Source organism: Paenibacillus sp. p3-SID867, from assembly GCF_025142895.1.
In the GTDB taxonomy this organism is placed as follows: domain Bacteria; phylum Bacillota; class Bacilli; order Paenibacillales; family Paenibacillaceae; genus Paenibacillus_AQ.
In genome coordinates, this window is the sequence record NZ_JAMBDM010000006.1 from 90384 (window position 1) to 105888 (window position 15505).

14 protein-coding genes are annotated in these 15505 nt (G+C 51.7%); 7 read left to right on the plus strand and 7 right to left on the minus strand.

All coding sequences use genetic code 11. The annotated features are described in order from the left end of the window. Window positions 1-100: 100 nt before the first annotated feature. The 3 genes from M4D81_RS14015 (at window position 101) to M4D81_RS14025 (ending at window position 3207) form a co-directional block, all read left to right on the plus strand. The gene (locus M4D81_RS14015) at window positions 101-820 is read left to right on the plus strand and encodes a 3-ketoacyl-ACP reductase (protein ID WP_071223513.1); all 720 of its coding nucleotides are present in this window, start codon (window positions 101-103) and stop codon (window positions 818-820) included. 248 nt (window positions 821-1068) lie between these two features. Beyond that, window positions 1069-1992, plus strand: a complete 924-nt coding sequence (locus M4D81_RS14020) for an AEC family transporter (RefSeq protein WP_071223514.1) — start codon at window positions 1069-1071, stop codon at window positions 1990-1992. A gap of 33 nt (window positions 1993-2025) precedes the next feature. Continuing rightward, window positions 2026-3207: a MalY/PatB family protein gene (locus tag M4D81_RS14025; RefSeq protein WP_260066947.1), complete on the plus strand. Its 1182-nt coding sequence runs from the start codon at window positions 2026-2028 to the stop codon at window positions 3205-3207. A gap of 168 nt (window positions 3208-3375) precedes the next feature. On the opposite strand, the gene M4D81_RS14030 is transcribed toward M4D81_RS14025, so the two are convergent. Then, complete coding sequence (locus M4D81_RS14030) at window positions 3376-3819, minus strand: hypothetical protein (protein WP_260066948.1); 444 nt, start codon at window positions 3817-3819, stop codon at window positions 3376-3378. Window positions 3820-3993: 174 nt separating this feature from the next. Here M4D81_RS14030 and M4D81_RS14035 point away from each other — a divergent pair, with 174 nt between their 5' ends. From M4D81_RS14035 to M4D81_RS14050, 4 genes are all read left to right on the plus strand, one after another. Then, window positions 3994-4587, plus strand: coding sequence for a M15 family metallopeptidase (locus tag M4D81_RS14035; protein ID WP_260066949.1), 594 nt, complete (start codon window positions 3994-3996; stop codon window positions 4585-4587). 449 nt (window positions 4588-5036) lie between these two features. After that, entirely contained in the window at window positions 5037-5423 is a 387-nt protein-coding gene (locus tag M4D81_RS14040) for a GntR family transcriptional regulator (protein ID WP_071223518.1), read from the plus strand. After that, entirely contained in the window at window positions 5413-6291 is an 879-nt protein-coding gene (locus M4D81_RS14045; RefSeq protein ID WP_071223519.1) for an ATP-binding cassette domain-containing protein, read from the plus strand. Before M4D81_RS14040 ends, M4D81_RS14045 begins: the two co-directional genes overlap by 11 nt. Further along, the gene (locus tag M4D81_RS14050) at window positions 6288-7013 is read left to right on the plus strand and encodes a Tat pathway signal protein (protein ID WP_260066950.1); all 726 of its coding nucleotides are present in this window, start codon (window positions 6288-6290) and stop codon (window positions 7011-7013) included. The genes M4D81_RS14045 and M4D81_RS14050 overlap by 4 nt, the downstream gene beginning before the upstream one ends. Before the next feature lie 83 nt (window positions 7014-7096). Here the strand turns inward: M4D81_RS14050 and mmsB are convergent, their stop codons facing one another. The 6 genes from mmsB to M4D81_RS14080 all read right to left on the minus strand — a co-directional run bounded on the left by mmsB (window position 7097) and on the right by M4D81_RS14080 (window position 15361). Next, window positions 7097-8263 carry a multiple monosaccharide ABC transporter permease gene (gene mmsB, locus M4D81_RS14055; RefSeq protein ID WP_071223521.1) on the minus strand — a complete coding sequence of 389 codons (1167 nt, stop codon included), beginning with the start codon at window positions 8261-8263 and terminating at the stop codon, window positions 7097-7099. Between the two features lies 1 nt (window position 8264). Continuing rightward, entirely contained in the window at window positions 8265-9797 is a 1533-nt protein-coding gene (gene mmsA, locus M4D81_RS14060; protein WP_071223522.1) for a multiple monosaccharide ABC transporter ATP-binding protein, read from the minus strand. Between the two features lie 42 nt (window positions 9798-9839). Next, window positions 9840-10925 (minus strand): multiple monosaccharide ABC transporter substrate-binding protein, encoded by a 1086-nt coding sequence (gene chvE / locus M4D81_RS14065; RefSeq protein ID WP_260066951.1) that lies wholly within the window; start codon window positions 10923-10925, stop codon window positions 9840-9842. A gap of 290 nt (window positions 10926-11215) precedes the next feature. Next, on the minus strand, window positions 11216-12433 hold the full coding sequence (locus M4D81_RS14070) for a response regulator transcription factor (RefSeq protein WP_260066952.1): 1218 nt from the start codon (window positions 12431-12433) through the stop codon (window positions 11216-11218). Continuing rightward, on the minus strand, window positions 12430-14373 hold the full coding sequence (locus M4D81_RS14075) for a cache domain-containing sensor histidine kinase (protein ID WP_397376691.1): 1944 nt from the start codon (window positions 14371-14373) through the stop codon (window positions 12430-12432). Before M4D81_RS14075 ends, M4D81_RS14070 begins: the two co-directional genes overlap by 4 nt. Further along, window positions 14354-15361, minus strand: a complete 1008-nt coding sequence (locus M4D81_RS14080) for a substrate-binding domain-containing protein (protein ID WP_071223525.1) — start codon at window positions 15359-15361, stop codon at window positions 14354-14356. The genes M4D81_RS14075 and M4D81_RS14080 overlap by 20 nt, the downstream gene beginning before the upstream one ends. Window positions 15362-15505: the final 144 nt, after the last annotated feature.

A 15505-nucleotide genomic window follows, 5' to 3' on the forward strand; every position in this document is an offset into this window, starting at 1 on the left:
TTCCTGTCGATGGAATGCAAGCATTTGGTAGTAGCCGATGCTACAGGGTATACTGGTCAACGAAACCATATTTTTTATTGATGTGAAGGAGTGAGTGTACATGAGCCTGAAAAATAAAACAGCCCTCATCACGGGTGCAGGTAAAGGGATTGGACGTGCTCTGGCGATTGCTCTTGCCAAGGAAGGCGTGCACGTTGGGCTTGTCGCCCGTACGGCAGCTGATCTGGAGCCGCTGAGCGCCCTGGTTGCTGAACAATATGGTGTCAGAGCCGTTGCTGCAGTTGCCGACGTTTCCGTGCAGAGTGAGGCCGAGGCTGCGTTTGCAGCGGTAAACATGGAGCTCGGCTCGGTAGACATTCTGATTAACAATGCGGGCATTGCCCAGTTCGGCAATCTGCTGGAAATGGAACCTGAAGCCTGGAAACGTATCGTTGACGTAAATCTGATGGGGACTTACTACATGACGCGCGCAGCGCTGCCCGGCATGATCGAGCACAACAAGGGCGATATCATCAACATCTCTTCTACGGCCGGAGAGCGCGGATTCGCCACGGGCTCTGCCTATAACGCTTCTAAATTTGCCGTTATGGGACTGACCGAAGCTGTGCTCCAGGAGGTCCGCAAACACAACATTCGTGTGACCGCACTGACCCCAAGCACCGTGAACACGGATCTTGCCGTCAATGCCGGCCTGAAGATCGGGGACGAGGACCGGATGATGCAGCCAGAAGACGTAGCTGAGCTTGTGCTCGCTGCACTGAAGCTCCCGCAGCGCGTTTTTGTCAAAACCGCCGGGATTTGGACAACCAACCCACAATAATGGCGCGTCGACAGACGCACCTATTGCTACAGCCATTCAAGGGTGTTCCCTGGTCATCGGCCAAGGGAGCACCCTTTTTTGCATACAGCCTGGATATAAAGCGACCGTAACGCGGCCAGCAACAATTGTTCTTTTTTCCATACGGAATCAAGTGTCAACAATCCGTTGTCATGATATAATGACATGGCGTCATACGACAGCCAGATATTTATCTTAAGCTACACTCATGGAAAGAAGATGACAACAGCATGATCGCTGACATTTTACTCGAAGTGGTACTTCCCATTTTTGTCCTGATAGGCTTTGGCATTATTATGCAATATGCCTTTAAACTCGATTTGTACACACTCGCCAAGATCAACTTTTACTACATTACGCCTGCAGCGGTATTTATGAGTATGTACGAATCCAAAATGTCACCGCAGCTCCTGGGCATGGTGGCCTTATTCTATGCGCTCTATATCGGCGTGCTCTACGTGATCAGCATGCTGGTTGCCAAGCAGCGCAAATTCAATCGGGGGATGAGAGCTGCTTTTACCAACAGCCTTCTGCTCGATAATTCGGGAAACTACGGCCTTCCGATCAATGATCTGGCCTTCAAGGGAGATCCTATGGCCGGCTCGGTACAAGCGCTCATCATGTCTTTTCAGAGCCTCCTTACGTTCACGTACGGAGTTATTTCCATTCAGGGAGCCAAGACGGAAGGATTATACAAACAGGCCATCATCGGATTTCTGAAAATGCCCGTTCCTTATGCCCTCGTCATCGGAATCGTGCTGCATGCCCTGGCGTTGCCGCTCCCGGTCTTTATCTCGCAGCCGTTGATGTATGCGGACCAATCCATGGTCGCGATCGCCCTGCTGACACTTGGCGCACAGATCATTAAATATCCGCTCCGCCTGCGCCGGCTCGATGTTTACCTCAGCGTTCTGCTGCGTCTGCTGGTCGCGCCAGCCATCGGCATTCTGATCGTGCTGCTGCTCGGCTTAAAGGGTATCCCGGCTCAAGCCCTCATCATTGCTTCAGGCATGCCGGTTGGCGTAAATTCATCGATCTTGGCGGAAGAATATCAGAATGAGCCTGATTTTGCTGCACAAACTGTCCTTATATCGACCATACTAAACGTAATTACAATTACCGGCTTAATTACATTAGCCAAATTTGTAGCTTAACGCTAACTCATCTCTGCTAGGAGGAATTTACATATGAATTTTGATCTTGCAATAGACCGAACCTGTACCGACTGCCAGAAGTGGGACAATGTTCCCACCATCTTCGGCGTGCCGGATGCGCTTCCGATGTGGGTGGCTGACATGGACTTTGCCGCGCCTCCCGCCGTTGTAAAGGCGCTCCATCAACGGGTGGAGCATGGCGTATTCGGATATACGTTCCCTTCCGACTCTTACCGTGAAGCGATATGCGACTGGATGAAGAAACGCCACAGCTGGAGTATTCAGCAGGAGTGGATTCAATTCTGTCCGGGTGTCGTTCCGGCACTCAGCCTGATCGTGGATGCGTTCACCGAGCCGGGCGATCAAGTCGTCATCCAGACGCCGGTCTATCCGCCATTCTATAGCGTCGTTCAGGACCATGGTCGTGAGCTGGTGCATAATCCGCTGCTTCGAAGCGAGGACGGCGATTACTCGATGGATTTCGAAGACTTGGAGAAGAGCTTTTCTACAGGCAAAGTCAAAATGCTCATTCTGTGCAGTCCGCACAACCCGGTGGGCCGGGTGTGGAGCAGAACAGAATTAGAGCGACTGGCTTCTCTCTGCCAGCAATACGATGTGCTTGTCGTATCCGATGAAATCCATGCGGATCTGGTGTTTGAATCCGGGGCGCATACGCCATTCGCTGCTCTGTCCGAGGATGCCGCCGAGCGTTCCATCATCTGCACCGCGCCAAGCAAGACGTTTAATATCGCCGGTCTGAACACGGCGAACATCATCATTTCGAATGCGCAGCTGCGCAGCAAGTTCCGCAAAATACTGAACCGTTACGCCATCGGCTCCATTACACCGATGGGCGCCGCCGCCACCGAGGCCGCTTACCGTGAGGGTGGACCATGGCTGGATGAACTCCTGGTTTATATCCGCGGGAACATGGAGCTGGTTGCGAATTACGCACAGGAGCATCTGCCCGAGCTGAAGGTGGTTATACCGGAGGCTACTTACCTGCTGTGGATTGATTTCCGTGGAATGGGCATGTCCCACGAGGACTTAAATCGCTTCCTGGTTCAAGAGGCAAAGCTTGGATTAAACAGCGGGGCGGCCTTCGGGAAGGAAGGCGAAGGTTTTATGCGCATGAACCTGGCCTGCACGCGTGCCACCGTTCAGGAGGCGTTGTCTCGTCTGCATAAAGCTGTCGAGGAATGGCGGAAAGCCTAAGGACATAAACTCAATCACAAAAGGAGCCGCGCTATACGCGCAGCTCCTTTTTATTGCTTGCAAAATTTCGAACCCTGCCTAAACCTGTTATCCTGTTTCGCCCTCCGATCGAGCAGTCTTACATCATGCTTCCGCTGTCGTCTGTACCAGAAGTCAGCCCCTCAATTGTCACGGCTCCATCTGATAACCTGCGTCCAGCATCGAACCATCCAGCTGATGAAGCTGCTGGCTGACTTGGTCCATCTGCTGGAACAGCTGACGATGTTGATAAGCTTCGGCGTACTCGCTCTGCTGCGTTGTCTCGTCCATTTGCTCGAATGCCGTTTTGTTCTCGCCCAGCACCTGGCGGTACTGCTCCGCTATAGCTGTTCGGATATCCTGCACTGCGTTCATCATCCCATGCAAGACCATTCGGCAATTCACCAGTTCCTGCCGGACGGCAGAAGAAGTTTCAGGCGTAACCCCAGCTTGAGCGCTTTGAAGCTCGGCTTGGAACTGGCTGAGCTGACTTGCGATCATCCCGACTTCGTTCATTCCCCCGTTTTGCGCTGCAGTGGTCAATTGACCCGACAACTGGTTGAGTCTCATCGACATATTTTGAATATGATTCATTGCAATTCCCCCTTTTCCGGATAGCGTCCATGTTTAAGGATAGGATGCGATAAACCATGGATTGCTATTCATGTCGATATCTGGTCAGGGGGTCCCGTCTGTTGGAATACGGGACGGGATGCCGATATAATAGAGTAAGCCATCATATGAAAGTAGGTAGATTATAGAGTCCTCATGATCAAACGCAAAAAAACGACACTTTTCCTAATTGCTGCCTTATTACTCGCCATATTTTATATGCAGCTGCAAACCTCCATACCGGGATTCATCAACGATCTCGAGTTTGATTTTAACAGTAAAGAAACACCTGAAGTCACCCAGCTCCACCCGTATGTATTACAGCAAAAGAATGAGCTTGTCCGTCTCACGAAGAAAAAAGGGATCACGATCATCATAACGGACGGTTACCGCAGCCATGAAGAGCAGACCCGCATCTACAATCAGGGCCGCAGCACCGAGGGCGACATCGTGACGAATGCCAAGGCCGGAGAATCCCTCCACAACTATGGACTTGCGATTGATTTTGCGCTAAGACTAAAGGATGGAAGCGTCATCTGGGATATGGAATATGACGGGAACGGAAACGGCAAGGCTGACTGGATGGAAGTTGTGGAAATTGCCAAAGATTTAGGCTTCCAGTGGGGCGGCGATTGGGCCAACTTCCCGGATTATCCGCATCTGCAGATCGATTTTGGACTGACGATCCGTGATTTGAAACGGGGAAAACTCCCTCTCATGGACGCTTCCGAGTATTCGGAAACAAAGTGAAATCATATTGCTATTTGAAGAACTCGATAGGTAAGGTATCTCCAGATAAGCGCAGCTAGATCCCATATATAGAATATTAACGGACACCATCGACGTTATTTAAGAATTTATGCCGTATTTTCAGAATATAACGGACACGAAAGTCGCTATTCTAATAAAATATAGATTATTTCCGCTTTTAAGCGTATATAAGAGCTCCCCTGTCCGTATGAAGAAAATAGTGACTATTTTAACGAAATAACGTATGCTGAGTCCGTAAGAATTACTACACGTCAAGGTCGACCAGATCCTTCTGGTCGGCCTTTTTTGACGTTGTTCTCTGCAAAGGCGCCTGGATGGATGTTTGATATCCAACCAAATGCTTGACATTCGATTCACCTTTTGGTTATATAGTCATATATATGAGTATATAACCTTAACAGGACATGAAGGCAAGGCGGTGATTCTTATTGAGCGGTACCGTACACCCAGATAATAAGCCCCTGTTCATCCAGATCAAGGAGAAGATCGAGGACCAGATCGTGAATGATCTACTGCTTGAAGGTGAACAGGTTCCTTCCACGACGCAGCTATCCCAATTTTACAAAATCAATCACATCACGGTATTAAAAGGCATCAACCTCCTGGTTGATTCCGGACTCATCTATAAAAAGCGAGGTGTCGGCATGTTTGTTGCAGAGGGGGCCAAGGAAATGCTGCTCCAGACCCGAAAGAGTGCATTTGCGGAACATTATGTGGTGCCTATGGTACAGGAAGCAGACAAACTCGGCTTATCCACGGATGAGCTTTTTCAAATCATAACCCAGTTAAAAGGAAGTGACGTCCATGAATCTTGATATTCAGTTTGATCGCCTATCGGTGATATATGGTGACCTCGAAGCCGTCCGCAATGTTTCGTTTCATCTCCCGGCCGGCAAAGTTTATGGTCTCTTGGGGCGGAACGGAGCAGGCAAAACCTCGCTTCTGTCTGTTCTTGCTTCATTTCGTGAACCCTCATCGGGATCGGTTACGATTGGCGGCGAGCAGCCCTTCGAAAATGCCAAAATCATGAGGGAAGTCTCCTTCATCTACGATGTCGACTATAAAGACGAGACCGACAAGGTCAAGGCCGCGATTGAATCCGTTGCCAGGTACCGGCCCCATTTTGATACGGCTTATGCCCTGGAGCTTGCCCGCAAATTCAATTTGCCCCTGGATAAACAGCTGAAGCAGCTCTCCAAAGGCATGCAGTCCGCTTTTAACGTATGCATCGGCCTTGCCAGCCGCTCGCCGGTGACCATATTGGATGAGGTTTATCTCGGCATGGATGCGCCGTCACGCGAAATTTTTTACCGGGAGCTGCTGGAAGACCAGGAGCGCCATCCCCGTACATTCATTCTCTCCACCCACCTGGTTTCGGAGATGGATTATCTGTTCGAAGAAGTCATTATCATTCACAAAGGCCAGTTCGTGCTGCAAGACGATTATGAAAGCCTCACATCCCGAGGCGTTTCCGTTACGGGCCCGGCGGCAAAGGTAGATGAATTCATCCAGGGTATGAAGGTCCTCAACGTGCAGCAGCTCGGTTCTACCAAAGCCGTCATGGTCTATGGAGAATTAAGCGAGGAAGCTCAGCTGGCCGCACATCGGGCGGGGCTTGAGATCGGGCCGATCTCGCTCCAGGACTTGTTTATCCATCTGACGGGGGAGGAATATTCCGCATGAAAAAGACATCATCTGCCGTAACCAGAGTTTCGACGGACATGTTTATTCATCAAGGCAGCTGGGCCTTGGGATTTCTATTTATTGTGCTGCTAATCTATATTGGAGTCGGCATCGGTACCAGCATTGGTGTCAATGTTCGCGCAGGAATCGCAGAGGAGGACTACTTCTCTATCACTTACCGCTCAACCAAAGGATTTATGCTCGTCATCGGCATCATTTCGGCCTACGGCTTTCTGAGCTATTATGTAAGAAACGGGATTACGCGCAGGGATTTCTTTAAAGGAGCCGCATTGGCGGCCGTCTATCTATCATTGGCCTTTCCAGTCGTGGTGGGTCTGGTCCATTGGATCATCGGGATGGTTACCTCCCATGATGCCAGCAGCACCTTGATGCAGAAATTCGATAACAACTGGCTGCTGATACTTGTCTCCTATGGCGTCCAAATTTTTATCTACTATCTGATGGGATGGATGATTGGATCCGGATTTTACCGGTTTGACTGGATTCGCGGCTTGGGGTGGATCGCCTTAGCCCTCGTGTTGATCGCCTTCATGGATGCATTGTGGCAATTCGAGCTGGCTTCCATATGGGAACAGTGGCTGCCGGTCACGACAGACTTTTCCGTTACGCTGCCGGTCTCTCTTGCAGGCTCCCTGATCGTCATCCTGATTGCGCTTATTCTGATTCGGCTGATCACGCGAAGAGTTACGATCAAAATGTAATATGTACGCCAAAATGGCTGATTCACGGATAGCAGCATATCTACTCCGGAGTCAGCCATTTATCATTTTTTACATTGCTTGAATTAAGCAGCGCTGCTCTTCTTTTTATTATAAATATCGAAGGCTACCGCCGCGAGAAGAACCAGACCCTTGATGCCTTGCTGCCAGTCGATGCCAAGACCTACCAGCGACATCCCGTTATTGAGCACGCCCATGACAAGACCGCCGATGATGGCGCCAAAGACCGTACCGATTCCGCCGGTAGCCGATGCGCCGCCAATGAAGCTCGCCGCGATGGCATCCAACTCAAAGTTCGTGCCGGCTCTTGGCGTCGCCGCGTTCAAGCGGGCGGCAAAGATCAACCCGGAGATCGCTGCCATTACGCCCATATTAACGAATACCCAGAACGTGACCTTCTTGGTTTTCACGCCGGACAGCGCCGCCGCCTTCTCGTTGCCGCCGAGCGCATAAATATGACGGCCCATCACGGTTTTGTTCATCACAAAGGAATAGATGATGATCAGCACCAACAGCAGAATCAGAATGTTCGGGAGGCCGGCATAACTGGCCAGCATGAACGTAAAGGCATTGATCACCGCCGCGATAAGGATAAGCTTCAAGAGGAACAAGCCGTTTGGCAGAACTTCGAAGTTGTATTTTTTATGTGATTTTCGCTCGCGAAGCTCATTGATCAGGAAAATAACCGTAAAGACGATACCCGCCAGAATGGCGATCAGATTGGTGCCGGTATTGCCGAAGTCCGGTATAAAGCCGGAGCTCAGCTTCTGGAAGCCTCCCGGAAACGGCGCAATGGATTGGCCCTCCAGCACGATCATGGTTAGACCGCGGAACAAGAGCATGCCCGCCAGAGTTACGATAAAGGCCGGTATTTTCACATAAGCCACCCAGAATCCCTGCCAAGCTCCAATCAGACCGCCGACGATCAAGGATACGATGACGGCAATGACGGGATGCAGCTGCATATCGACCATCATGATCGCTGCAACCGCACCGACGAACGCGGCTACCGAACCGACCGACAAATCAATATGACCCGTAATAATGACAAGCACCATGCCGATGGCTAATACGAGGATGTAGCTGTTCTGGAGAATCAGGTTCGTGATGTTGATCGGCTCCAGCAGAAGTCCGCCCGTAATGATCTGGAAAAATATCATAATGACAACAAGGGCGATAATCATCCCGTACTGGCGGATGTTGTTTTTGAACATTTTTTTGAGTGTCTCCATCTTAAGCCCCTCCATTCTTGGTCATGTATCTCATCAAGGTTTCCTGCGAAGCCTGCTCTCTGCTAACTTCTCCGGTGAGCCGTCCCGCGCTCATGACATAAATCCGGTCGCAGATCCCTATAATCTCCGGCAGCTCCGAGGAAATGACAAGCACGCCCTTGCCCTCATCCGCCAGCTGATTAATGATCGCGTAAATCTCGTATTTGGCCCCAACGTCAATCCCCCGCGTCGGCTCATCCAGAATCAGAATGTCCGGCTCGGCATATATCCATTTACTCAAGACAACCTTCTGCTGGTTCCCCCCGCTGAGGTTTCCCGTCTTCTGGAGAATGTTCGGCGTTTTGATTTTCAGCTTCTTCCGCATATCCTCCGCCACGAGGATTTCTTCCCTTTCATCAATGACCATGTTCTTTGCCAGCTTGGACAGTCCGGTCAGCGAGATGTTGCGTTTAATATCGTCCATGAGGATCAGCCCGTATTCCTTGCGGTCCTCGGTAACGTAAGCAAAGCCGTTTTCTATCGCCTCGGTAATAGATTGATTCCGGATTTCCTTCCCGTCTTTGCGCAATGTTCCTGTAATATTCCTGCCGTATGCCTTACCGAAAACACTCATCGCAAGCTCGGTCCGGCCGGAACCCATCAGCCCGGCAATGCCCACGATTTCCCCCCGGCGGATATTCATATTAACTTTATCAATTACTTTGCGGCTTGCTTGCTGCTCGTGATACACCGTCCAATCCTTAATCTCCAGAATGACTTCCCCGATCTTTGGTGTCCGCTCCGGGTAGCGGTTCGTCAAATCCCGGCCGACCATGCCGCGGATGATCCGGTCCTCGTTCACCTCGCCGCCTCTCATATCGAGCGTTTCGATCGTCTGACCATCGCGCAGAATCGTAATGGAATCCGATACCTTTGACACCTCGTTCAACTTATGGGAGATCAGGATGCAGGAGATTCCCTGCTTCTTGAATTCCAGCATCAGCTCAAGCAGGTTCTCGCTGTCGTCCTCGTTGAGCGCCGCCGTCGGTTCGTCCAGAATAAGCAGCTTCACCTTCTTCGATAAGGCCTTCGCGATTTCGACGAGCTGCTGCTTGCCGACGCCAATGCTGCCGACCTGCGTGTTCGGGTTTTCGCTGAGTCCCACCTTATCCAGCAGCTCTTTAGCTCCGATCATCGTCTCGTTCCAGTTCATGATGCCCTTCTCGGCGCGCTCGTTCCCCAAGTAAATGTTCTCGGCAATCGACAGATACGGGATCAACGCAAGCTCCTGATGGATGATGACGATGCCCAGGTCTTCACTTTGCTTAATATTTTTGAATTGGCAGACGCTGCCTTTGAACAAAATATCTCCCTCATACGAGCCGTGTGGATACACCCCGCTCAGCACTTTCATCAGCGTGGATTTGCCCGCTCCGTTCTCCCCGCACAGGGAGTGGATTTCGCCTTCGCGAACTTTCAGATTCACGTTATCCAGCGCCTTCACCCCGGGAAACGCTTTCGTAATATTCCGCATTTCAAGAATATACTCTGACATCTGGCTTCACCTTCCTATCGTTTCGTGTTCGCTGCCTAAAGACTATTTCAATCCGATTTCTTCCTTGGAATAATAGCCCGTCTCCACAACCTCTTTCTCCACGTTGGAAGCATCAACGGATACGGGAGGGAGCAGATAGGCTGGCACGACCTTGATGCCGTTATCGTACGATTCGGTATCGTTGACCTCGGCCTCTTCTCCCTTCAGCACGCTCTCCGCCATCTTAACCGCTTGTTCGGCGAGCTGGCGTGTGTCCTTGAACACCGTCTGTGTTTGCTCTCCAGCCACGATCGATTTAATGGAAGCTAGCTCGGCATCCTGACCCGTGATGATCGGCAGCGGCTTGGCCGCCGTCCCGTAGCCTACGCCCTTGAGTGAAGAGATGATGCCAATGCTGATCCCGTCGTAGGGCGACAGCACCGCATCCAAATTTTCGCTCGAATAGTTGGCACTGATCAGGTTATCCATCCGCGACTGAGCCAAAGCCCCATCCCAGCGCAGGGTCGCAATCTGGGCCATCGTGGTCTGCTTGCTCCGAACCACAAGCTTGCCTGAATCCATGTAAGGCTTCAGCACGGACATCGCGCCGTCATAGAAGAAGTAAGCATTATTATCGTCCGGCGATCCGCCGAACAGCTCGATATTGTACGGACCCTTCCCTTCCTTCAGGCCAAGCTTCTCTTCAATATAAGATGCTTGCTGAACACCGACCTGGAAATTGTCGAAGGTGGCATAATAACTTAAATGCTCGGTATTTCGAATTAACCGGTCATAAGCGATAACCTTAATTCCCTGATCATGAGCCTTCTTGATCACGTCTGTCAGCGTATTGCCGTCAATGGAAGCAATGACGATAACGTCGACCCCCTTCGTAATCATGTTCTCGATTTGGGAAATCTGGTTTTCAATCACGTCCTCGGCGAATTGAAGATCGGTTTTATATCCCTTTTCCTGAAAAAGCCGCTCCATGTTCTTTCCGTCAGCCACCCAGCGTTCGGATGATTTCGTTGGCATCGCAAGGCCGACGTATCCCTTCTCAGCATCGCCGGTTTGGCTTTCGGCGAGGTTGCAGGCCGTCAGGGCCAAGAGCAGCACCGCGATCAGCAATCCTGGCAATCCTCTCTTCATCGGTAGTTCCCCTTTCCGAAAAATGGAATCGAGAGCGCTTACAACCGAAGGTTCGAAAAGCCTCTCTGTACTAAAAAGGATACATCCCATCAGGTGGAGGGGTCTTTCCACGAAAACAACCTTTTTTATAATTTTCATACTTTTGTTGTTTGGGATTCGTGCGAGTGTGCATGGCTGCTTAACGTTCCGGCTCCGTACACAGCATGTCTCAAGCGGTTACCTGCATAAAAAAAGCCTCTGTTTAGTTGGTTATACCAACAAAACAGAGACTCTCGCCTTCACTCAACCGCTTACTCTTCCTGAACCGTCGCCCCTTTGCGGTACCGGTTCGGCGATACCCCCATCACCTTCTTAAAAGCCGTGCTGAAATAATGCTGGCTGTCATACCCTACCCGCTCCGCGATGTCCAGGATGCTAAGCTCGGTGGAGTTGAGCAGCTGGATTGCTTTCTGAATCCTCGTCTGGGTCATGAGCGTGATAAAAGACGTGCCCAGTTCTTTCTTTAGCGTCCGGCTCAGATAGACGGGCGAAACCTGCAGGGCCTGGGCAAAAGATTCCAGCGTCAGCTCCCGAACGGCATACTGTTCCTGGATGAGCTGACGAGCCCGCCGTACCAGCGGAGAGAGCTGCGCCTCCTTGAACACCCCTTCCCGGCAAGCCTCATAAGCGGCTGCAACCGCGCCGTCCGCTTCCTCCGAAACAGGCTCCAGATGTACATTCACGGCCAGCTTTAAGTACTTCTGGATCAGCTGCTCGGCATCGGCCGCAATATTCGAATCCGCTACTCCCCAGCAGCAGATGCCGATCCATCCGGTGTGATCCCGGAACAAAACGCAGGGCGCGGGATGAAACAGCTCGGCGATTATATTTTCCATCGCGAACAGATACAACTGCCGGTCGCTTTCCTTCATCAAAGGCTGCGGAGCCGTCATCTCCGTCCATCTGGCGATGCCGATCCGGGATGGACGGCAAGGCGGCAGTCCCAGAAATTTCAGCTGCTCGAGCGCCTCCTGCTCATCCAGCAGGCCATGCATCCATTCGAGGCAGAACCGTTCCCGCAGCAGCGGAATGTTCTTCTCGATTTGCTCGGACGCCTTCTTAAGGTAGTTCTCCTGCATTTGATGGTCGTTCAGCTCATCCCGAACGCTGCTGAGCACCTGGATCAGGTGCTCAGCATTCACCGGCTTCAATATATAATCCTTAACCCCGAGCCGGATCGCTTCCTGCGCATAAGCAAATTCGTCATGGCCGGTAATAATGACGAACCGGCATTCGGGACGCTCTTCCTTCATCCGCTTCATGAGCCCGATGCCGTCCAGGAACGGCATATTCATATCGACCAGCATAATGTCAATCGGTTGGCTGAGCGCAAGCTCCAGCGCCTCTTCGCCATCCTCCGCTTCGGCAGCCACTTCCATGCCGAGTGCCTCCCAGTCGACTGCATCCCGAATGCCCTCGCGGATAATTGGCTCATCGTCGGCAATCAAGACTTGATACGCTCTCTTCATAACCTGTCTCTCCCATCATGATCGGAGGACGAAGGAACGGCATGTACCAGCGGGTGCGTAATCACTACCGTGGTTCCCTCGTTCTCTGTACTGTCAATCGTGATTCCGTACTCATCGCCGAACGTTAACTTGATACGTGCCTGCACATTCAGCATGCCGTAGCTTCGGTTTCCGCCCAGCCCTTCTCCCGGGGTCGCCTCCATGGCGGTTACCGGGTCGGCAAGCTGTTTGCGAAGCGCCTCCAGCCGATCAGAAGACATGCCGGCCCCATTATCCTGGACGCTAAGGAGAAGAACATCTCCGTTCACCTGGGCTTTGATGACAATTCGCCCAGGCCCTCTACGGGCCTTAATGCCGTGGTATATCGCGTTTTCCACGATCGGCTGCAGTAAGAGCTTCAGCACATACAATTTCTCAGCCTCTGGCGAAAGCTCCATCTCAACTTGCAGCCTGTCGCGGTAACGCGTTTTTTGTATTTGCAGGTAACTGCTGATATGCGTCCATTCATCGGACATGGGAATGATATCATCCCCTTTGCTGAGCCCAATCCGAAACAGCCGCGACAAGGATTCCACCAGATCCGATACATCATCCGCCCCTTTCTTGCGAGCCATCCAATGAATCGTATCCAGTGTGTTGTACAGAAAATGCGGCTTAATGTGAGCCTGCAGGCTGCGCAGCTCCGCTTCGCGCTTCTGCTTTTCCCGCAGCTCGCTCAGCTTCATCAGCTTGCGAATCTGCAGAAGCATGCGGTTAAAGCTGCGGCCAAGCATACCCACCTCATCCTGCCGGTTTCCCCAGTAACGGGTCGTCAAATCCCCGGATTCGGCTTTTTGCATGAAGGACATGAGCTGCCAGATCGGTCTGGATATTGACTGTGAAAGCGTATAGGATGCCGCAACCCCAAACAAGCACACCACAAACAAGAAACAAATCATATAGAAACGAATCTCCCGGACCTCATACACCGATTCGCTGGTTGGAAATACGCCGATCGTTCGCCAGCCAGTAAAGGAGGAGGTGCCGTATATCAATTGCAGACGCTCCCCGTTCACCTCGCGGATCAAGGCGCCGCTGTCCTCTTCCGGAAACCACGAGGGGGGAATGGACGGAATGATGGAATCCTCCGGAGCATAGATGCTGGAGCCGCCGGCCTCTGCCACCATCAAATATCCGCTCTTTCCAAGCGTGACATCCCGGACCGCTCTTGCGACTGCCCGCAGCTTCAAATCGATCAATACCGCACCGGTTACTTCCCTCGTATCCGGATCCACAATCGAGCGAACGACCGATACCAGTTCCTCGTTGCCGTAATGAACATGGGTGGTGACATTACGCTCTGCCGGATGGCCAAGCACGGTAAAAATCCCTTCATTTAAAACAGCCTCGCGGTACCATTCTTCCTCCGTCAAACTTGCCGGACTGCGTGCGTACATTTCGTTACTGATATACTCTCCCTCGCGATTGACCAGAAGAATAGAGGCGATTTCCGGGTACAGCGTCGTGAAGCCTTGAAGGTACCGCTTAATCTCGTAATTCTCCGCATTGTCCTGCTTGACCGAGGACGTTCGTAGGCCGGAATTACCCGTATCTTCGGTTCCAACGGCTGGCTTGTCCCCTTGAATTTCCCCATTCAGAAATCGTTCCGTGCGCGGGTCAAATCCGATCAAATACGTAATGTTCTGGAGATTCTCCATATCATTGTCCAGGGTCTGATTGACCTTTCCGATCAATTGAATCGTGTTCGAGGTTACCTGCTGATCCACAATGCGGTTAACCGTCCAATTGACGAGGACACCCAGCGCGATTGAGGGCAGGATGCCAACCATGAGGAACAAAATGACCAGCTTGTATCTCAGCGGCAAATCCCCGAACCGCAGCCAACGCGAGATGCCTTCGCGCCAGGATTCCGCTCTGTTTCTATTTTGCATAATAATCATTCACATTCTCTCGGGTCACAATGGAAATCCCGGTGTCCACCCTTGTTGGAAGCGGAGACACGTCATTGCCGAGCGTCGGGGCCGGTACGGTAAGACCATGATGCAGATGAAACAAATACTGCAAGGACCAATAGCCCATATTCCACGTTCCCTGGGCGATCGTTGCCGCGATGGTTCCATCGGAAATCCGGTCCAGCGTCCCTTTATTCGTATCGAATCCGATGATGGTAATCCGGTTTGCTTTATCCGCGCCGATCACGGCATCCGCCACGCCCATTCCGCCGCTGGCCTCCGTTACGAAGATCCCTTTGAGATCCGGGTGCTTGTCCAGCATGTCGGCAGCAGCCTCTTTGGCAACGAGGGTATCCCCTTTGCCTTCCCTGATCTCCACCACGGACATGCCCGGATATCGCTGCTCTAAAGTGTCCCTGAAGCCTTCGGAACGGTCATCATGATTCTGCTGCCCGGGCTGGGTAACAATCCCGATCTCCCCTTCCCGGCCGAGAAGCTGCGCCATTTTGTCTGCGGCCGCAACGCCAGCATTGTAATTGTTGGTTGCCAGGAACGAATAGGCCTTACTGTCAGGCGCATCCGCATCGAACAGCACGACGGGGATCCCGGCTTCCACGGCTTTATTAATCGTCGACGTCAGCGCTTTGGAATCGATGGCCGACAAGGCGATACCGGAAGGCTTTTTGGCAATCACTTGTTCCAGAACAGTGATCTGTTCCTCCACGTCGTATTGTGTAGAGCCGCGATAATCGACAGTTACGCCCAGCGCATCCCCTCCATCCTCGAAACCCTTCAAAATATTTTTCCAGTATTCCATGCCGGATTGAAAAGTCACCATGACATAATTCTCACCCATGCTGCCATGCAGGCCGCCCTCCTCCCAGGCGGAAGAACGCTTGTCCTCCAGCCTGTACATGAAGACATAGGTGAGAAAAGCCAATAGAAGCGCACCATACACCAGCATCATCTTCTTCATGAATAAGTCCCCCGATCCTTGATCCTTCGTTCGCCATCTTCAGCTGCAATCGGTTACATAACGTATAATGAATATACTGCAATTCTTTGAAAAAGATCAAACCCTTGCTAAAATTTGGCTATGGCCGGCAGCAAAAAACAGACC